The sequence below is a fragment of the Bacteroidetes Order II. bacterium genome (assembly GCA_016788705.1).
Classification (GTDB): Bacteria; Bacteroidota; Rhodothermia; order Rhodothermales; family UBA2364; genus UBA2364.
In genome coordinates this window covers 1-18,172 of the sequence record JAEUSQ010000064.1, presented here as the reverse complement: position 1 = coordinate 18,172, position 18,172 = coordinate 1, and the positions used below count along the sequence as shown (strand labels likewise).

20 protein-coding genes and 1 other RNA gene are annotated in these 18,172 nt (G+C 46.9%); 6 read left to right on the top strand and 15 right to left on the bottom strand.

Going from position 1 to position 18,172, the window contains the following annotated elements:
• Positions 1-22 precede the first annotated feature (22 nt).
• The 15 genes from JNN12_16725 to JNN12_16655 all read right to left on the bottom strand — a co-directional run bounded on the left by JNN12_16725 (position 23) and on the right by JNN12_16655 (position 13,205).
• Positions 23-1,474: an NADH-quinone oxidoreductase subunit M gene (locus JNN12_16725; protein ID MBL7979984.1), complete on the bottom strand. Its 1,452-nt coding sequence runs from the start codon at positions 1,472-1,474 to the stop codon at positions 23-25.
• Positions 1,475-1,489: 15 nt separating this feature from the next.
• Positions 1,490-3,364: an NADH-quinone oxidoreductase subunit L gene (gene nuoL / locus JNN12_16720; GenBank protein MBL7979983.1), complete on the bottom strand. Its 1,875-nt coding sequence runs from the start codon at positions 3,362-3,364 to the stop codon at positions 1,490-1,492.
• 40 nt (positions 3,365-3,404) lie between these two features.
• Positions 3,405-3,725 (bottom strand): NADH-quinone oxidoreductase subunit NuoK, encoded by a 321-nt coding sequence (nuoK, locus tag JNN12_16715; GenBank protein ID MBL7979982.1) that lies wholly within the window; start codon positions 3,723-3,725, stop codon positions 3,405-3,407.
• 42 nt (positions 3,726-3,767) lie between these two features.
• Positions 3,768-4,292, bottom strand: coding sequence for an NADH-quinone oxidoreductase subunit J (locus tag JNN12_16710; GenBank protein MBL7979981.1), 525 nt, complete (start codon positions 4,290-4,292; stop codon positions 3,768-3,770).
• Between the two features lie 3 nt (positions 4,293-4,295).
• Positions 4,296-4,847 (bottom strand): NADH-quinone oxidoreductase subunit I, encoded by a 552-nt coding sequence (locus JNN12_16705; protein MBL7979980.1) that lies wholly within the window; start codon positions 4,845-4,847, stop codon positions 4,296-4,298.
• A 61-nt stretch (positions 4,848-4,908) separates the two neighbouring features.
• On the bottom strand, positions 4,909-5,907 hold the full coding sequence (gene nuoH / locus JNN12_16700) for an NADH-quinone oxidoreductase subunit NuoH (protein ID MBL7979979.1): 999 nt from the start codon (positions 5,905-5,907) through the stop codon (positions 4,909-4,911).
• Between the two features lie 23 nt (positions 5,908-5,930).
• Positions 5,931-6,881 carry a (2Fe-2S)-binding protein gene (locus tag JNN12_16695; GenBank protein MBL7979978.1) on the bottom strand — a complete coding sequence of 317 codons (951 nt, stop codon included), beginning with the start codon at positions 6,879-6,881 and terminating at the stop codon, positions 5,931-5,933.
• Between the two features lie 35 nt (positions 6,882-6,916).
• The gene (nuoF, locus tag JNN12_16690; GenBank protein MBL7979977.1) at positions 6,917-8,272 is read right to left on the bottom strand and encodes an NADH-quinone oxidoreductase subunit NuoF; all 1,356 of its coding nucleotides are present in this window, start codon (positions 8,270-8,272) and stop codon (positions 6,917-6,919) included.
• 174 nt (positions 8,273-8,446) lie between these two features.
• Positions 8,447-8,977, bottom strand: coding sequence for an NAD(P)H-dependent oxidoreductase subunit E (locus tag JNN12_16685; GenBank protein ID MBL7979976.1), 531 nt, complete (start codon positions 8,975-8,977; stop codon positions 8,447-8,449).
• A gap of 19 nt (positions 8,978-8,996) precedes the next feature.
• On the bottom strand, positions 8,997-10,208 hold the full coding sequence (locus tag JNN12_16680) for an NADH-quinone oxidoreductase subunit D (GenBank protein ID MBL7979975.1): 1,212 nt from the start codon (positions 10,206-10,208) through the stop codon (positions 8,997-8,999).
• Between the two features lie 21 nt (positions 10,209-10,229).
• On the bottom strand, positions 10,230-10,736 hold the full coding sequence (locus JNN12_16675) for an NADH-quinone oxidoreductase subunit C (protein ID MBL7979974.1): 507 nt from the start codon (positions 10,734-10,736) through the stop codon (positions 10,230-10,232).
• A 27-nt stretch (positions 10,737-10,763) separates the two neighbouring features.
• Complete coding sequence (locus JNN12_16670) at positions 10,764-11,309, bottom strand: NADH-quinone oxidoreductase subunit B (GenBank protein ID MBL7979973.1); 546 nt, start codon at positions 11,307-11,309, stop codon at positions 10,764-10,766.
• Between the two features lie 40 nt (positions 11,310-11,349).
• Positions 11,350-11,715: an NADH-quinone oxidoreductase subunit A gene (locus JNN12_16665; protein ID MBL7979972.1), complete on the bottom strand. Its 366-nt coding sequence runs from the start codon at positions 11,713-11,715 to the stop codon at positions 11,350-11,352.
• 323 nt (positions 11,716-12,038) lie between these two features.
• Positions 12,039-12,448: RNase P RNA component class A (rnpB, locus tag JNN12_16660), an RNA gene on the bottom strand.
• Entirely contained in the window at positions 12,447-13,205 is a 759-nt protein-coding gene (locus JNN12_16655; protein ID MBL7979971.1) for a hypothetical protein, read from the bottom strand. The genes rnpB and JNN12_16655 overlap by 2 nt, the downstream gene beginning before the upstream one ends.
• A 165-nt stretch (positions 13,206-13,370) precedes the next feature.
• Here JNN12_16655 and JNN12_16650 point away from each other — a divergent pair, with 165 nt between their 5' ends.
• From JNN12_16650 to JNN12_16625, 6 genes are all read left to right on the top strand, one after another.
• On the top strand, positions 13,371-14,666 hold the full coding sequence (locus JNN12_16650; GenBank protein ID MBL7979970.1) for a thioredoxin domain-containing protein: 1,296 nt from the start codon (positions 13,371-13,373) through the stop codon (positions 14,664-14,666).
• 124 nt (positions 14,667-14,790) lie between these two features.
• Positions 14,791-15,297 carry a heme-binding domain-containing protein gene (locus JNN12_16645; protein ID MBL7979969.1) on the top strand — a complete coding sequence of 169 codons (507 nt, stop codon included), beginning with the start codon at positions 14,791-14,793 and terminating at the stop codon, positions 15,295-15,297.
• 136 nt (positions 15,298-15,433) lie between these two features.
• Positions 15,434-16,153 (top strand): DUF1311 domain-containing protein, encoded by a 720-nt coding sequence (locus tag JNN12_16640; GenBank protein MBL7979968.1) that lies wholly within the window; start codon positions 15,434-15,436, stop codon positions 16,151-16,153.
• Positions 16,154-16,155: 2 nt separating this feature from the next.
• Positions 16,156-16,713 (top strand): hypothetical protein, encoded by a 558-nt coding sequence (locus JNN12_16635; protein ID MBL7979967.1) that lies wholly within the window; start codon positions 16,156-16,158, stop codon positions 16,711-16,713.
• Between the two features lie 27 nt (positions 16,714-16,740).
• Positions 16,741-17,427: a hypothetical protein gene (locus JNN12_16630; GenBank protein MBL7979966.1), complete on the top strand. Its 687-nt coding sequence runs from the start codon at positions 16,741-16,743 to the stop codon at positions 17,425-17,427.
• 1 nt (position 17,428) lies between these two features.
• Positions 17,429-17,974, top strand: coding sequence for a GNAT family N-acetyltransferase (locus JNN12_16625; protein ID MBL7979965.1), 546 nt, complete (start codon positions 17,429-17,431; stop codon positions 17,972-17,974).
• The last annotated feature ends 198 nt before the right edge of the window (positions 17,975-18,172 follow it).

The window sequence follows — 18,172 nt, the reverse complement described above, 5'->3', positions numbered from 1 at the left end:
TTGGATCAAAATTGGATTAAAATTATCCGCCCACCAGGGCCAGCCATTTGCCTACGGCATCGGCAGTTAGGTTCAACAACGGTTGAGGAAAAACACCAAACCCGATCACCAAAGCGGCGCAGGGAACCAAAATAGCCAAGTCCAACATCCCAGCATCTTCTACATGGGCCGTTGTGGCCTTGAGGGTTCCATACATCACTTTTTGATATACCCGAAGCATATACACTGCTCCGAAGATGATGCTAAGGCCAGCAATGGCAGCGAGCCAACCATTATACTGGAACAACCCATTGAGTAACAGAAATTCACCCACAAAACCATTGGTTAGCGGCACGGCGATAGAGCCAAGAAGGATAATCATAAACAGAATGGCAAATTGAGGCGCTTTTGCTGCTATGCCCCCAAGTGCTTCAAGCGAGCGTGTACCCGTCCGGCGCTCTATCCAATGTACCACATAAAACATAGCAACGACATTAATGCCGTGGTTCAACATTTGTACGAGTGCGCCTTGCACCCCGGATTCATTTCCTACGAAGAGGCCGGCAGCAATAAGGCCCACATGCGAAAGCGAAGAATAGGCCACCAAGCGCTTCAAATCGTCTTGTTGAATGGCAATCACCGCACCATATAGTACACCAATGATGGCCAGATAAAGAAATAGGTCTCGGTAAAGCGGCATTCCTTCGGCAGCAATAGGCATCATCCAACGATAAACCCCAAAAAGTCCCATCTTGAGCATAATACCAGAGAGCAACATGGTCCCGGCAGTTGGTGCAATGGTGTAGGTATCTGGTTGCCACGTATGAAACGGAAAAATGGGAACTTTTACGGCAAAGGCAGCAAAGAAGCCAAACAACACCCAAGGTGCAAGGTGGGGTGGTATATTGGCGGCCATTAAGGCAACCCAATCAAAACTATGCTTGCCATCTGCTCCTTGCGTAAAGAAATACACTGTCAGTATCGAAAGAAGCATCAGCAAACTTCCCAAAAACGTATAAATAAAAAACTTAAGTGTGACTCGCTGACGGTTTTCACCGCCCCAAATTGCCGAAATAAAGTAGATGGGAATCAAAGCCAATTCCCAAAAAACGTAGAACAAGAAGCCATCCCATGCCATAAACACCCCATTGAGGGCAAATTGCATGGCCAGTATCAGACCAAGAAGCGTGGATTCTTTATCCACATTTTGGCTACATGCAACGGGCAAAATAAAGGGAATCAGCAGGTTCGTCAGGAGTAACATCAACACACCCGGCCCATCCAAAGCAAGCGAGAATCCAATACCAGCAGACGGAACCCAAGGCAAAGACAATACTTGAACCGTATTTCCAGAATTAAAGGTTAACCAAAGTGTTACCGTTAACATCAGCGTTAGCCCCGCCCCTAAGAGGGCCAATAAACGGGCCAATTCACCTTTGGTAAGGAAAACCGCAACGGAAACAACCAGCGGAAGGCCCAAGATCAGTAAAGGCATGGTAGTCATTAGAAATTACCAGATTACGTTAAGCAGAAGAATGAGTACCAAACCAGCCACCATCAAAAATAAATAGGTCCCGATTTTACCTGTCTGCAATTGACGAAGGCCAAATCCTAACTGACCCACAAATGACGCCAACCCATTCACGATGCCATCTATGACTTTCGTGTCTATCCAATGGTGTAGCAAACGAGAAAGGCGCTCAATCGGACGTACAAATATGGCATCGTAGCTTTCATCCACATAAAATTTATGGCCTGCAAGTTTGGCAAAACCTTTGGTGGCTTCATCCGCGAGAGGTACTTGTTCCGGTTTCTGGTAATGTTTCCACGCCCAAAAGCCTATACCAACTGCAAGCGCAAGCGCAATGCCCATCAAAACAAGCTCGGTTGAAACCGTCATGACATGTACGGCTTCACCAAGTAACGGGGCTAAATACCCAGAGAACCATTGTGCATGGGTGAAGGCGGGTAAGTTCAAAAACCCACTTATTAATGACAAGACCGCCAGAATCATGAGCGGCACCGTCATCACCAAAGGTGATTCATGGAGATGTTCGGCCTGTTCTTTGGTTCCTCGAAAGTCTCCCCAAAACGCGAGGGTGTACATCCGTATCATATACACCACTGTTAGGGCTGCACTAAAAAGTGTCAGTGCCCACATAAGTGGATGGTGTTCAAAAATCTTGGCCAAAAGCTCGTCTTTGGAAAAGAAGCCGGCAAACGGAAAAATCCCAATGATGGCCAATGTCCCAAAGAGGAATGTCCAATGCGTGGTTCCAAGCGACTTGCGAAGTCCGCCCATGTTGCGGAGATCTTGCTCGCCACTCATAGCATGAATGACACTGCCTGCCCCCAAGAACAAGAGGGCTTTAAAAAGCGCATGAGTGGTTAGGTGGAACATCGCGGACCCATAGGCGCCCACACCTGCTGCTACAAACATCAGTCCCAGTTGCGAGACCGTAGAGTAGGCCAATACTTTCTTGATGTCGTTTTGCCCTAAACCGATGAGTGCGGCAAAAATAGAAGTAGCCAAACCGATCCATGCAATGATGGATAATGTGTATGGCGCCAAATCATACAAGGCCGATGTCCGTACCACCAGATAAACGCCTGCTGTCACCATTGTCGCGGCGTGGATGAGTGCGGAAACAGGCGTGGGACCGGCCATCGCATCTGGTAACCATGTATAAAGCGGAATCTGGGCGCTTTTGCCCATCGCCCCTACAAAAAGCAACCAGGTAATCAGGCCAATGGTTGCGGAATCTACAAGTCCGGCTTTGGAAAACACATCGGCGTAAGCAATACTCCCATAGTGCTGAAAGATCAAAAAAATACCGAGTAACAAGCCCAAATCTCCAATTCGGTTCATGATAAATGCCTTCCGAGCAGCATCGGCATAATCCCGTTTGGTGTACCAAAACCCAATCAGCAAATACGAACAAAGCCCCACACCTTCCCAGCCGAAGAAAAGGAGCAGAAAATTATTGCCCATTACGAGCAGGAGCATTGAAAACACAAAGAGGTTGAGATAAGCAAAAAACTTATGAAAGCCCTCGTCGTCGTGCATGTAGCCAATGGAGTAGAGGTGTATAAGCGTGCCCACCCCTGTAATAATCAACATCATCCAAACAGAGAGGCGATCCACCAAAAATCCAATTTCTACGTGCATGTTGCCCACACTTAACCATGTGAATAGCGTGCTTTGCATCGGTTCTGGATGATTCACAAGCGCCATAAACAGCCAAACGGAGAGCACAAACGAACTGGCTATTGTACCCGTACCCAAGGCACCAACGAGGTTCTTGCCCATTTTCTTCCCGATAAGTCCGTTTAAAAGGAAGCCAAGAAGCGGAAGAGCCGGAATAAGTGGAATGATCTGTTGCATAAAACAATTCTGTATGGAAGACGGCGTTTCTGCGGATGCCTTAATGTTTTAATTGATCCAATTGGTGAATGTCCACCCCTTTGGTGTTGCGATAAATGAGCACCAAAACGGACAATCCAATGGTTGCCTCAGCCGCTGCAACCACCATGATAAAGAACACAAAAACCTGACCATGCCCATCCCCCAAGTACGTGGAAAAGGCGACCAAAAGCAGGTTGACCGCATTTAGCATGAGTTCAATACACATCAATACCACAATGGCATTTCGGCGAATCATCACCCCGAGTACCCCAATCGAGAACAACACACTGCTCAGCACGAGATAATATTCTATGGGGATAATTTGAATACTATTTAACATAAACAAGTTGATTGGCGGCAATACCGCAAGGTTTTTCTAAGATCAAAAAGTGGTGAGGGGTTCGGAGTCCTTTTCTTTATTCCGCTTACCAATCAGCACAGCGCCAACCATAGCAGCAATAAATAGAATAGAAGCAATCTCGAAAGGCACCACAAAGTCGGAAAACAAGATTTTCCCAAGATTCTCCACCAACCCTACGGTTGCGGATTGCGGTGGAGGAGGCGGAATGGCCATGACCCCACGTAGCGACCCCATGAGGGTAAGCAGTAACATGCCCGCCGAAATGGTAACGGAAAGCCGAACCAGGTTGCTTTTTTGTGGCTCAGCTTCGTCTTTGAGGTTGAGCAACATCAACACAAATAAAAATAAGACCATAATCGCCCCTGCATAAACAATCAGGTTCACAATCGCCACAAATTGGGCATTCAGCAATACGTATTGTCCCGAAAGCAAGAAGAAAGTCACTATCAGGCTCAAAACACTGTGTACCGGACTTTTTGCAAACACGACCGATAAGGCACTTAAGACCGATAAGGCCGCCATGATAAAAAAGAAAATCAGTTCCATCGGTTAGGGATGTTTTTGGTTGTCGCGCCACGTTTGACGCTTGCTTATATCTACACGGTCTTCGGGAGCAATGCCTTCTACCAGCATATCTTTTCCATACACAAAATCTTGACGGTCGTAGTAGGCAGGCGTAATGTTTGGCGTCAGGAAAATGGCTTCTTTCGGACAGGCTTCTTCACACAGGCCGCAAAAGATACAGCGTAGCATATTTATCTCATAAACCGCTGCATATTTCTCCTCACGGTACAGATTTTCCTCCCCTTTTTTGCGTTCGGCGGCGGTCATAGTAATGGCTTCCGCCGGACAAGCCACTGCACAAAGCCCACAAGCAGTACAACGCTCGGCCCCTTTTTCATCGCGCTTCAGCACATGCCGTCCGCGATAAACCGGGCTAAAACTTCGTTCTTGTTCAGGATAAGCAATAGTGCTTTTCTTCTTGAAAAAATGCTTCAACGTAATGCCCATACCACTTAGGATGGCCGGGACATAGGCTTTTTCCAAAAAGGACATGTCTTTTTGAGAGACAACTTTAGACCGATTGGTTAGTTTTTGCATACCATTTAGGTTTTTTCCGTTTGGAAAAATTTGGGGCACGGCTGTGGCTCGTTTTTAAGGATTAACCAAAGAGCAATACGCCCGCACCCGTAAGCAACATATTGAAGATGGCCAAAGGAATTAGAATCTTCCAGCCCAAATGCATCAATTGATCATATCGAAAACGCGGTAACGTCCAACGAACCCACATAAATACAAATACGCCCAGCAAGGTCTTTATAAACAATACCAAAAACGCAATCGCATTTCCCAGAATCGGATTCATAGTACTGTAATCCAAGCCCGGCATGTTGTAGCCACCCAGATAAAGTGTGGCAATCACCGCAGCGGAGATAAACATATTGATATATTCGGCAAAAAGATAAAAACCCAATTTCATCGAACTGTATTCCGTATGAAACCCACCAATCAACTCAGTTTCGCACTCCGGAAGGTCAAAGGGCGCACGATTACACTCCGCCAAGGCTGTAATACAATAGATCAAAAATCCAAAAGGCTGATAAATGATGTTCCAATTAAAGCCTTTTTGTTGCTCGGCAATGGCTTTCAAGTCTAATGACCCTGTCAGCATGATAATGGCAATAACCACCAAACCCATCGCCAATTCGTAGCTAATCATTTGGGATGACGCACGAATGGCCCCGAACAACGAATATTTATTGTTAGACGCCCAGCCCCCAATCATGATACCATATACGCCCACCGATACAAAGCCCAGCACATACAAAATTCCGATGTTCAGGTCGGCAATTTGCAGATTTGGCCCCCAAGGAATGACGGCTCCGGTCATAAGTGCCGTAAACATGAACAAGCCCGGTCCGGCAATGAACAATAGTTTTTCGGCATTCGACGGAATAAATTCCTCTTTCATGAACATCTTCACGCCATCGGCCAATGGTTGTAATAAACCAAAGACCCCAGCACGGTTTGGCCCCAAGCGGTCTTGCAGAAAAGCGGCGATTTTGCGTTCTGCCCAAGTGGAATAGGCCGCTACCCCCATGGTTACCGCAAATAGAAACAGCACAAGTACACTTTTTTCGATGATTAAATACAGTGGCATCGGTTGTCTAAAATTATGGCGGATTAAACCACCGTTTGGGCTTTGGCTTTGTATTTATTGGCCGAAATCACCGAGTGGCGGTGTATGTTTCGCGGCCCCTCGATTGTCCAGTCTTCTTTCACTTTATGATCAAAGCGGCACTCATTGCAAATAAATTCTTCCACTTCGTCGAAGGCATCTTTACGGGCGGTAACGCGCAAAACCTCGTCTCCGGCCATCCACAAAACCGTTTTCCCGCAACATTTATCACATTTGCGGTGTGCATCAAAGGGACGGGTAAACCACACGCGGCTCCGGAAACGGAACGTTTTATCCGTCAGCGCCCCAACCGGGCAGACATCAATCACATTACCCGAAAAGTCATTCTTGATCGCCTTCTCGATGTACGTCCCAATTTCCGCACGGTCTCCACGGAATAACACACCATGAACCCGTTCGTTGGTAAGTTGGTTGGCGGTATAAACGCAACGGTAACACAAAATGCAGCGGGTCATGTGCAGTTGAATGTAAGGCCCAATGTCTATCCGTTCAAAAGTGCGCCTTTCTTCCTCGTAGCGGGTTTCCGAAGCCCCATGTTCAAAAGCCAAGTCCTGCAAATGGCATTCTCCGGCCTGATCACATACAGGGCAATCTAAAGGGTGATTAATCAGCAAGAGTTCTACCACACCTTTCCGCGCCGCAAGCAAGTCTGGGTTGGTCGTATTTTCCACCACCATCCCATCCATCACCTGTGTTTGACACGAGGCAACGGGTTTCGGCATAGGGCGTGGATCTCTCTCGGAACCTTGTGTCACCTTCACAATGCACGTGCGACACTTTCCGCCACTTCCTTCTAAAGGAGAATAATAACACATTGCAGGTGGAACCAAATGGCTGTGTTCCGGCTGTTCGGTTGCGATCTTCCGGGCGGCTTGCAAGATGGTTGTCCCCGGTGCCACTTGTGTTTCTATGCCGTCTATCGTGACTTTTAGCATCTGTTTTATGTGGGTTTTTACAAGTTTTCGTGGAGTCAAACGCCCACCGCTCCATGATAGGCTTCTAAACGGCCCAGTCCGTAGTTCCGGCTTTGGGCTTCTTGTGGATGTCGGACGTGCCACTCAAACTCCTCGCGGAAGTGTCGGATGGCGGCAGCAACAGGCCATGCAGCGGCATCGCCTAACGGACAAATTGTATTGCCCTCTATTTTCTTCGCAATATCCACCAAGAGGTCTAAGTCGTGTTCATGGCCATGCCCATACTCAATCCGATGTAGTACCTTTTCCATCCAACCCGTTCCTTCGCGGCACGGCGAACACTGCCCGCACGACTCGTGGTGATAAAAACGGGCATAGGTATAGGTATTCCGCACAATGCACTGATCTTCGTCAAAGACAATAAATCCACCAGAACCCAACATTGTCCCCGTTAGAAATCCACCATCCGCAAGCGATTCATACGTCATCACACGGTCTTCGCCTTTTGCTGTTTTGAGCATCAGATCGGCGGGCAAAATCGGAACCGAAGAACCACCGGGCACACAGGCCTTAAAGCGTTTCCCGTTTGGAATGCCACCGCAATAGGCGTCCGAGAAGATAAATTCCTCTACAGGCAGACCCATCTCAATTTCATAGACCCCCGGCTTGTTCAGATTGCCACACGCCGAGATCAACTTGGTTCCGGTACTCCTTCCCACGCCAATTGCCGCATACGCATCTCCGCCTTCATTCACAATAACGGGTACTGCTGCAAGGGTTTCTACATTGTTCACCACCGTCGGGCTTTGCCACAAACCCTTCACCGCCGGAAAGGGCGGCTTGATGCGTGGATTGCCCCGCTTCCCCTCCAAAGACTCGATGAGTGCCGTCTCCTCGCCACAGATATAGGCCCCTCCTCCGGGTGCAACGTAGAGGTCTAACGAAAAATCCGTTCCTAAGATTTTCTTCCCCAACCAGCCATGAGCATAGGCTTCCGCAATAGCTTTTTCAAGGATTTTGACAATCCATTTGTACTCGCCCCGAATGTAGATATAGGCCGTTTGTACGCCCAACGCATAACTTGATGTAATCATCCCTTCTACCAACAAATGCGGGATTTTTTCCATCAAGTAACGGTCTTTAAACGTTCCCGGCTCCGATTCGTCTGCATTGCACAACAAATAGCGCGGTACGCCCTCTGGTTTCGCCAAAAAACTCCATTTCATGCCCGTCGGGAAGCCCGCCCCGCCACGCCCGCGTAGCCCAGACCGCTTCACCTCATCCACCACCTCTTCCGGCTTTAGGGACTTTAGCGCCTTCTCTACCGAGCGATAGCCACCCATCTTCCGATATACTTCGTAGCCTTGAATACCTGCCACATGGGCATGTTCTAACAGAATTTTACGAGACATTTTCTGTATTTGGGTCTGGTTGGGTCTTTTGCTTAATGTAGTCCAATAAGTGCCGACCGATGATGGATTTTAGGCTTTGTACCTTTTCAGGTGTTTCAGGATCGTTTCAGTCTAATTGTTTTAAAAACAGATCACCACACATCATAAAGTCAACAGACATACTTTTTCTGTTATTTAGTCTATTTTTTCCCAAGCTTTCGGAGGAATAGGTTGTTCACGCCACGCATCTAAAAGTGTGTCTATTTTTTCCTCGGTCAGGTTTTCATAATAATGTTCACCACATTGCATCATTGGGGCATAGCCACAAGCCCCCAAACACTCGGCAGATTTGAGCGTAAAGAAGCCGTCTTCGGTGGTTTCATTCACCTTGATCCCCAATTTTTGTTGGAGATAGGCGATCGTCTTATCGGCTCCACGCAACATACAAGGCCCCGTATGACAAACCTCCAGCATGTACTTCCCGACGGGCTTCAGGTTGAACATCGTATAAAACGTAGCCACTTCATACACCTCAATGGGCGAGATCGCGAGCAAATCCGCCACATAGTCCATCACTTCGGCAGTCAGGTGCCCACCAAAATCTTCTTGGGCCATATGCAACACCCGAATGAGGGCGCTTTTTTGACGGCCTTCCGGGAATTGTGCCACGATCTTCCGAACCTGTACAAGGCGTTCTTCCGAGAAGTAAGGCGGGTTATAAGCCATTATTTCCATTGATTTTACCTTAAGCGTCTAATTCTCCGGCGATCACATTGAGCGAAGACATGGTGAGAATCGCATCCGAGATCATCGCTCCTTGTACCATCTCCGGAAATGCCTGATAATAAATAAAGCAAGGCCGCCTGAAGTGCAAGCGATAAGGCGCACGTCCGCCGTCGCTGATCAGATAAAAGCCCAATTCGCCATTGGCTCCTTCTACAGCATGATAGACCTCGCCCGCTGGAACGGGGGCCTCCCCCATCACAATTTTGAAATGGTAAATTAGGGCCTCCATGCTGTTATACACTTCATTTTTGGGCGGCAAATAAAAATCGGGAACATCGGCATGGAAGGGGCCTTCTGGAAGACCATCCAATGCCTGTTGAATGATGTGGAGACTTTGACGGATTTCCTCCTGCCGTACCATAAAGCGGTCGTAGGTATCCCCGTTGTCGCCAATGGGGATAATGAAGTCAAAATCTTCATAAGATGAGTACGGATTCATTACGCGAACGTCGTAATCCACGCCTGCTGCCCGCAGGTTGGGGCCAGAGAAGCCATAACTCAATGCCCGTTCTGCCGAAATCCCGCCCACATTAATCGTCCGATCCATAAAAATACGGTTCCGTTCCAATAAGCGGCCAAACTCATCGAAGCGAGCCGGAAAGTCTTTGAGAAACGACCGGAGCTTATGGTAAAACACCTTATCGAAGTCTCGCTCAAAACCGCCAATCCGTCCGATATTCGTCGTCAAACGCGAGCCACACACTTGCTCATACATCTCATAAATCCGTTCCCGCTCTTGAAACATATAGGTAAATCCCGTCAATGCCCCTGTATCTACGCCCACCACCGAGTTACAAATCAAATGGTCTGCAATTCGTGCCAATTCCATGACAATCACCCGCATGTATTCTACCCTTTTAGGTAATTCCACTCCGATCAACTTCTCGACGGTCATCCACCACCCCATGTTATTGATCGGCGATGAACAATAATTTAGACGATCGGTGAGCGGCGTAATTTGGTAATACGGACGACGTTCAGCAATTTTCTCGAAGGCTCGGTGGATGTATCCGATTGTAGGCTCGGCACTAAAAATCCGCTCGCCGTCCACCTTCAAGACGTTCTGAAAAACCCCGTGAGTGGCCGGGTGTGTAGGGCCAAGATTCAGCGTGGCAAATTCGCCATCCATGGTGTCTTGTGCCGAGAAATAATTGGGCTGTGCCAAAGACATATTTAATGGAGATTGGGTGGGTTAACGGCCAAAATAACGGTCATCTTTGTCGGTGCGGGTTCCGTCTTCTAAACGGTATTCCTTTCGGAGCGGAAAGTAGTCCATGTCATCCACATTCAGGATACGACGTAGGTCTGGATGTCCTTCAAATTTTATTCCATAGAAATCATATGTTTCACGTTCCATCCAATTGGCCGATGAAAACAGTGTTGTGGCCGTTGGCATAACCGGAGCGGCTTCCGGAAAAAACGTCTTTAGCCGAATCCGTATATTGTTCACCAAGCTATGTAGGTGATACACCACCCCTAATTCGCGCTGGTGCTGGTCGGGATAATGAACCCCACAAAGATCGGTTAAAAAACCAAAATCCAGTTCTGGATCATCACGCAAAAAAGTCATGATAGGCAAGACCTCGCGCTTATTAACCTCTATGGTCAGCAGGCCATAAGGCTCGGAGACCTCCTGAATGGCTTCGGGAAAATGATCTTTTATACGATCTAAAACAAGTTGATGGGTGAACGTCGGCATGACACGGTTAGCGTTTATGCTTGAGAATCAATCAATTTTATAAGAGGCCAATAAATGGCGATATTCTTCAGATTGTCGCCGGCGCAGAGACTCGTTCTTGACCAATTCTTGAATTTTCATCACCCCATCAATGATTTGTTCTGGCCTTGGCGGGCATCCGGGTACATAGACATCCACCGGAATCACCTTGTCTATGCCTTGCAAAACGGAGTAGGTGTCAAAAATCCCGCCAGAAGATGCACAAGCCCCAACGGCAATCACCCACTTGGGTTCGGCCATTTGCTCATACACTTGCCTTAGTACTGGGCCCATTTTTTTGGCGATCGTTCCCATCACCATCAACAAATCCGCCTGACGTGGTGAAAAACTGAGCCGCTCGGCACCAAAACGGGCTAAATCGTAGTTTGCCCCCATGGTCGCCATAAACTCAATCCCGCAACAGGAAGTAGCAAAAGGCAAGGGCCAAATAGAATTGGCACGGGCAATCCCAATCACTTTTTCGATATTGGTGGCAAAAAATCCTTCACCCACATAGCCTTCGGGCCGTTCAACAACACGGGGTCTTTGTTTCATCATGGGGGTATGAATTACAAGGATAACCGAAATAAAAAGATTATTTATCCCATTCAAACGCGCCTTTCCGCAGGACATAATAAAAGCCCATTAAAAAAACCGAAACAAACAATAATACCGCCATAAATCCTTCCATGCCCATCTCGCGGAAATTGACCGCATAGGGATAAAAGAAAATAACTTCGACGTCGAACAAGACGAAAAGGATAGCGGTCATAAAATACTTGATGGAAATGGGGAAACGGGCATCCCCTTCTCCTTCAATACCACACTCAAAAGCATCTTCTTTGCGAACGCCGCCCCGTTTGGGGCCCAGCAAATGGGTGATGACCAAACTGATAAAAACAAACCCAATGGCTACAATGGATTGCAAAATTACGGGAATATAACTTTCGGGCAAATGCATGGTAAGGCTGTGTCTATTGGAATGCTACCGTTGGTTAATACATATGCAGGTGATCACTGTAGTAAACAGAATATAAAATTAAGGGTATTTTTCAACCCAAAATGTGCTTCTTTTACGAACTTTTTTGTAAATACAAAACCATAACTTCAAGCAAAAATGGCTTAACGATTTCTTTAAGTCTTATGCTATAGAGTTATAAGTCTTATGCTATAGAGTTATCGGTAATTATCGCCTATTTACAGCTTCAGCCAAGTAAAAAAGCGGTTTCAGTTGACCTAAAACAGGTCGAGGTATCCTTTTGGATACCTCGATATTAAAACGACCTCTATGCCCAGCCTGTAAGCCGAATTCTGTCTGCCCGTCACTGGTCGCAAATGGCGAGGAGATCATCATTTATCTGGGACGGTCATTACTGGCCGCCTCTATCAACCTACCCGTGTACATTCGGGCGGGCCACCCGTGTTGCCAAGGCAACGTACACTGCTTGGTTTTTCACCGCGTGAGGTTTACCTGGCCGTACCAGTCGCCTAATACGCCGGTGGGCACTTACCCCACCATTTCACCCCTCACCTGTGCCCTAAGGCCATTGGCGGGTTTATTTTCTGTTGCACTTGCTGTCAACCGCTTGGAATTGGACATCCTCAAGCAGTTGCCTTCCCGTTAGGAAGCACGATGCCCTTTGGTGTTCGGACTTTCCTCCCGACAAAAATCGGGCGATGATCCGGCTGGATTTATTCTGCGGCCTCCATTTCCGAAACAGTTTCTCGGAAGAGGTCATGATCTACAATAATACGGCCACTGTGTTCACACACAATCACTTTATTCCGTTGGCGAATTTCAACCTGGCGTTGTGGTGGTACCGCATATCCAGCAACCGCCCCTCTTTCTATTGCAATAACAGCTCTCCCATCCCGAAGGCGGCTCCGCAGACGGTTATACGCCATCCGATAGCGGGCATCGATGGCAGATTCTAGGCTCGCACGACGTTCGAGCAAGGCATCTTCTTCGTGCCGAGTATCTTCCATAACCGCATTCAGCTCATCCTTCTTCCCATCAATCATACGGTCTAATTGCTCCATCCGGACACGGACTTGTTCTAGTGCGATGGCATTGGCTTCGTCCCGTTGTTTGAGGGTCTCCATCCGGAAGTTAGACTCTTGAATCCGTTGGCGGTGTACTTCAATCTCTTTCGTCAACGCATCATATTCACGGTTATTGCGAACCTGATTTTGTTGTTTTTGGTACCGTTCAATAAGAGACTGGCTTTCAAGTTGGTCAAATTGAATGCGCTTTCGCTCCAATTCCCCATCTTGTTTTTCTTGTTGATATTTATCAATACGTCTTTGCAGACCCACACGTTCATCTTCCAGATCCCGGATTTCATCCGGCAAGTCTCCACGCAATTTATGCATCTGATCCACCCGGCCATCAATATATTGTAAACGGATCAGGGCCTTCAGTTGTTCGGGTATGCTCAGTTCTTCTGCCATAGCAATAAAAATTTGGATAAAGGGTTAAGGGCTTTCGACATGTTTAACCTTTAAATATACAAGAAAGTTTAGGCTTTTCCGCTGGATCATAAGGAATTCAATTTGGTCTTCTGGGATTAGCGGCGTAATTTCAGACATAAACTTCTCATATTAACTTAAACAACCATGTCTAAACCTGTTCAAAAAACACATACCAGCCACAAACGAATCCCTGCAACCGAACCCCTTCTTAAAATGTGGGCGCTTTGGGCGGCATTGGTTGCCGTCATTGCCGGAATTTATGTTGCGTTGGATGCCACTTTTATTACCCTTGGTATCGAAAACCGGCTCACCCGTTCTTTAGGGTGTACGGTCAATGAATGGATCACCTGCGAACCGGTTTATGCTTCAGAAAGTGCCTATATGTTGGGCATTCCAGTGGCGGCATGGGGGGCGGCCTTTTATTTCAGCATGTTGGTACTAACGATTATTGCTTTGATCAATAAAAAGGAAAAAGGCGCTTCGGCAGTAATGGTTGGTATTGTGTTATCCATTCTGGCGGTTCTTTTCTCCATGTTCAAAGCCACCCAACTAATCCAAATGGGGATTGCCTGCCCGCTTTGCATTGGTATGTATGTGATTAACGGGGCGATTCTCGTATTCCTGATTCTTTCCTTGGTTCGGACGGTTGGATTGGGCGCCTATTTTTCTGGTTTTTTTGATGCACTTCGGAATAAATCTTCCGAATTCACCTATCAGCCCGCCATTATTGCCCCACTGGTGCTCACCTTGTTCATTTATGGCTTTTCTTTCCTTTACTTTAGTAACTACCAACGCAAACAAGAGCAGGCGGTTACCGCCGATACCGAGTCGGAAACCGCCGTATTACGCTCTGTTCAGCAACATTTTAAACAAGATCCGCTACAAGTTTCGTTTGGTCCCAATACACTTGTCAAGGGCAATAAAGAGGCAAAAGTCTCCATTATCGAATTTGCGGATTTTCAGTGCCCAGCGTGTAAAGTGGCACGCGATCGCATAGAATCCATTGTAAATGAATTTGGAAAATATGTCAATTTCCGCTTTCAAAACTACCCGTTAGACAACAGCATCAACCCCAACCTACAAAGCCAGATTCACTCGTTTGCAGGCCCTGCAGCAAAAGCCTTCTTCTGTGCTGCCAATGTTGGAAAAGGCTGGGAAATGCACAAAGCATTGTTCGACAATCAAGAAGTATTGGGAGAAACCGCCCTCGCCCGTGAAGTACAAAACCTTGGATTAGATACGGGGCGTTTTAATGCCTGTATGACAGATCCCGCTACGATTCGTTTGGTACAGGAAGATATTGAACGGGGTAAAATTGCTGGGGTCAACAGTACGCCTTCTGTGTACATCAATGGCCGTCTTGTAGATCAATGGGGGAATTTAGACGTTCTCCGCCGGATTGTCCGCGAGGAACTGAGCCGCGCTGGTGTAAAAAAATAAAGGAAGATATAGAGTTTTGCAGACCTCCGGTTTAGGGCCGGAGGCTTTTTTTAACAAACAAGCGGCCATCCGTATTATTTATCACGTTTGACATCATTATTCAATCATCAAACCTAAGTCATACATGGTCAAAAAAACAGTAACGGTTCTATTGGCAATTTTGGTGGTGATCCAGTTTATCCGTCCGACAAAAAATGATACCGGAGACGAGCGTAAATCCATTTCTACGCAATTTCCCGTCTCTGCCAACGTCCAAACCATTTTAAGAGCGGCATGTAACGATTGCCACAGCAACAAAACCACCTATCCTTGGTATAGCAACCTTCAACCATTGGGCTGGTGGCTGGCCGACCATGTGAATGAAGGTAAGCGGGGATTAAATTTTTCGGTATTCGCCTCATATCGTCCGGCAAAGCAGTTCCACAAATTAGAGGAAATAAGCGAAGTGTTAGAGAAAGGCGAAATGCCACTTGATTCCTATACGTGGATTCACAAAGATGCCGTTTTGGATAATGTCCAAAAGAAAGCTTTGATAGACTGGGCAGAAAGTTTGCGTAGTACCTTAAAAGAACGGTTTCCGGCTGATAGCCTCCGACTAAAACGTCGGCCACGCACGACAGCACCTCGCTAATCCGGAAGCATGTATCAATACAAAAAATTGCCCACTTCATTATTAACAAAGTGATGCTGGCTGGATCGGTCTCCAAAAGCAGACCCTTATAAGCATCTCACCGTTTACTTAACCCAATCTAATAATGACGATTGTGATGAAATATTTTCTTTTATTGCTCACCCTGTTGCCTTTTTCGGTACTGGCCCAGACTCCACCGACACCCGGCGAAAAGAAAATGAACCAATGTGGTGAAATTGCCGAGGCAGAGATTTCCGGCGATGAAAACCCATACAAACCCCTTACGTTTACCAAGTGCGTTCAGCAAGCCCAAACTTTGTTGGATGGCGAATTGAACAAGGCATATCAAGCCTTTAAAGCCAAAATTGGTGCCGGAAATCAAACCGTCCTCCTCACGGCTCAGCGGGCTTGGCTGGCTTTCCGAGATGCCGAAATAAAATCTATAAAGGCAAATGCAAGTTGGGTAGATATGATGAGTTTACGCCTTGTTAATGAACGGCGTGTACAATTGGAACGCTATACGCGGTATTTGGCACAAGGAACCCGTGAACAAGGGACACAGGAAGCACGCGCCCAATACGAATGCCTAACCTTAGCTTGCATGAATGAGGATTATGCCCAAAAAGACATCGAATTAAACGAAGCCTATCAGAACATCCTCTCCGCCAGTAGCCAAAAATCGTTGTTACGGGAAGCTCAACGTAAATGGATTTCGTGGCGAGATGCCGAATTTGTTCTTTTCGGGGCCATTTGTAACCCAATGGCTGGGCAAAACCAAACCATTAACATGCACCTTTTCCGTAACCAGATGCTCGCTGCCCGCCGGGACGACATCATGACCTATTCAGCAGGATAATTATGAGGAAAATTTTCTTACTGGCACTTCTATTCGTGCCACTCATGACTTTTGCACAAACAACGCGCCCAACATGGTCTAAATCCGTGGAAGATTATTACAACCTCTTTCACCAAATGGAGGAAGACCCCTTTAAATGTGACGATGCCCCTTCCAATACCGCCGTACGTGCAAGAGCCATTGTTGTAAAGGACATTAAAAATGGGTACCTACGGGCAAAGACCACCATGGGTATAATCGAGGTGGCCGTATTTAAGGACGCCGCCAACGAAACAGAATATGTATTATACCAATTGGATGGAGGCCCACACAATATGTGTACCACCGACCTACGGGTTATGGTGTATAAAAATGGGAAATGGAGTGAAAAACCTCAGATATTGCCACAAAACAAAATCAGCGATATTGCATCAAAACAACCCATCCGCGCCAATATTGATACGTACTTGGTCTATAAACTACCCCAAAAAGGCACCGTCATTACCGCTTCTTGGAAAGGGAATGCAAAGCGGGCGTTTGCACTCCGTTGGGAGAAAGGCAAATTTATGTTCGTACCCTAAATAACGATTCAAACAAAAAACAAAGCTATGAAAATCGTTTTTGCGCTCTTGCTGATATGGGGCTTCTATACGGTCAGTTATGCCCAACCGATCAATCTTTCATTGTTGCTGGCCGAGATGTATGATGGCAATTCGCCTTATTCGCCCGATCAAGTGGTCTTTAGCAAACAATGGACCACCGGAAAGGGCGAAAACAAGACCGAGTACGCGGTAATTGCGGTTAAAACAAGTGTATCGGACTGTCACGCCTGTGCTGCCCGTTTAGACGGCGCCCTCTTCCGGAAAGACCGCTATACCGAAGGAGGCTGGCAACGGAGCCGTTTCCGTCGCGACTTTGCAATTATAGGTGGTTTTAATGAACCTGGAGAAATCAGTCTGATGAAATTATCTGATGATGAATATGGCATCCGTATTGATGATGGTTATACCGGACAGGGTTATACCATATCCGGAACCTCTATTTTCTACCCAGAGATGGAGTTTGAGCGTGTTGCAGCCTTCCGAACGGGGGAAGACAACAGTGGCGCTTGTGATCCACCAGAACGGAAATGCTTTGGGTACAGCACAAAAATCACCACCGTTTCAGGCCAAAAAGAACCTGAAACCGGATTTTACGACCTAAAATTGGTAGTTTCTGGGACCAATAACGACTTTAAGTTAATGAACCGCACCTTATATTACCGCTATAATGGGGTTGTATATGACCGTAAGTAGCATGACCCAGTGGCCCCAAAACACGCTTCAAACAGCCGAATTGAAACTTCTTCCATTTGTGGGTCAGATACATTTAGCAATACTAAAAAACTGGATCACGACTCAAGAAGAATTAATTCTGTTTGCAGGTCCGTGCCCTTTTTCTTTTCCTCTTTCGGATGAAGCGTGGATGCAATTCTTAGAAATAGGTACAAACAGCCGTCTTAGCTACCTTGTGATAGATACCCAAACAGGGGATGCACTCGGTTTTGCCCAAGTTAAAACCATCAATTCATATACCAAGCGCTTATGCCGCCTATTGATTGGAACACCAGCCAATCGTGGACGCGGGTTAGGAAAACAATTGGTATTGGCATTGCTTCATATTTGTTTTGAAGACCCAGAGACGACATTTGTGGACCTGAATGTCTATACCCATAATGTACGCGCGATTCGATGCTATACCCAATGTGGCTTCAAAGAGGTTTTAGATGCCCAACCGAACTACACCAGTACCGAACTTTGGGAGGCCATTCGGATGGTGCGTACTCGCAAAAACGGTGAATAGCCTTTTACCCGTACCTCGGACACGCTCCTCTTTCGGTTCACTACACCCACAGTCGTACCCTAAAAATTTATCCACACCTATTTTTTGCGATTTTTGTATCGTGTATGTTGGCTTTATAGCCCTAAAACAATGCGTACCGACACCCTCTTCCACCTCATTTTTACCTACCAACCCAACGCCCTCTTCGAGTTGTTGCAA

What these genes read in the sequence shown, in the direction of transcription:
- JNN12_16725 (MBL7979984.1), bottom strand. Translation starts at nt 1,474, where the DNA reads ATGCCTTTACTGATCTTGGGCCTTCCGCTGGTTGTTTCCGTTGCGGTT.
- nuoL (MBL7979983.1), bottom strand. Translation starts at nt 3,364, where the DNA reads ATGCAACAGATCATTCCACTTATTCCGGCTCTTCCGCTTCTTGGCTTC.
- nuoK (MBL7979982.1), bottom strand. Translation starts at nt 3,725, where the DNA reads ATGTTAAATAGTATTCAAATTATCCCCATAGAATATTATCTCGTGCTG.
- JNN12_16710 (MBL7979981.1), bottom strand. Translation starts at nt 4,292, where the DNA reads ATGGAACTGATTTTCTTTTTTATCATGGCGGCCTTATCGGTCTTAAGT.
- JNN12_16705 (MBL7979980.1), bottom strand. Translation starts at nt 4,847, where the DNA reads ATGCAAAAACTAACCAATCGGTCTAAAGTTGTCTCTCAAAAAGACATG.
- nuoH (MBL7979979.1), bottom strand. Translation starts at nt 5,907, where the DNA reads ATGCCACTGTATTTAATCATCGAAAAAAGTGTACTTGTGCTGTTTCTA.
- JNN12_16695 (MBL7979978.1), bottom strand. Translation starts at nt 6,881, where the DNA reads ATGCTAAAAGTCACGATAGACGGCATAGAAACACAAGTGGCACCGGGG.
- nuoF (MBL7979977.1), bottom strand. Translation starts at nt 8,272, where the DNA reads ATGTCTCGTAAAATTCTGTTAGAACATGCCCATGTGGCAGGTATTCAA.
- JNN12_16685 (MBL7979976.1), bottom strand. Translation starts at nt 8,977, where the DNA reads ATGGCTTATAACCCGCCTTACTTCTCGGAAGAACGCCTTGTACAGGTT.
- JNN12_16680 (MBL7979975.1), bottom strand. Translation starts at nt 10,208, where the DNA reads ATGTCTTTGGCACAGCCCAATTATTTCTCGGCACAAGACACCATGGAT.
- JNN12_16675 (MBL7979974.1), bottom strand. Translation starts at nt 10,736, where the DNA reads ATGCCGACGTTCACCCATCAACTTGTTTTAGATCGTATAAAAGATCAT.
- JNN12_16670 (MBL7979973.1), bottom strand. Translation starts at nt 11,309, where the DNA reads ATGAAACAAAGACCCCGTGTTGTTGAACGGCCCGAAGGCTATGTGGGT.
- JNN12_16665 (MBL7979972.1), bottom strand. Translation starts at nt 11,715, where the DNA reads ATGCATTTGCCCGAAAGTTATATTCCCGTAATTTTGCAATCCATTGTA.
- JNN12_16655 (MBL7979971.1), bottom strand. Translation starts at nt 13,205, where the DNA reads ATGGCAGAAGAACTGAGCATACCCGAACAACTGAAGGCCCTGATCCGT.
- JNN12_16650 (MBL7979970.1), top strand. Translation starts at nt 13,371, where the DNA reads ATGTCTAAACCTGTTCAAAAAACACATACCAGCCACAAACGAATCCCT.
- JNN12_16645 (MBL7979969.1), top strand. Translation starts at nt 14,791, where the DNA reads ATGGTCAAAAAAACAGTAACGGTTCTATTGGCAATTTTGGTGGTGATC.
- JNN12_16640 (MBL7979968.1), top strand. Translation starts at nt 15,434, where the DNA reads ATGAAATATTTTCTTTTATTGCTCACCCTGTTGCCTTTTTCGGTACTG.
- JNN12_16635 (MBL7979967.1), top strand. Translation starts at nt 16,156, where the DNA reads ATGAGGAAAATTTTCTTACTGGCACTTCTATTCGTGCCACTCATGACT.
- JNN12_16630 (MBL7979966.1), top strand. Translation starts at nt 16,741, where the DNA reads ATGAAAATCGTTTTTGCGCTCTTGCTGATATGGGGCTTCTATACGGTC.
- JNN12_16625 (MBL7979965.1), top strand. Translation starts at nt 17,429, where the DNA reads ATGACCCAGTGGCCCCAAAACACGCTTCAAACAGCCGAATTGAAACTT.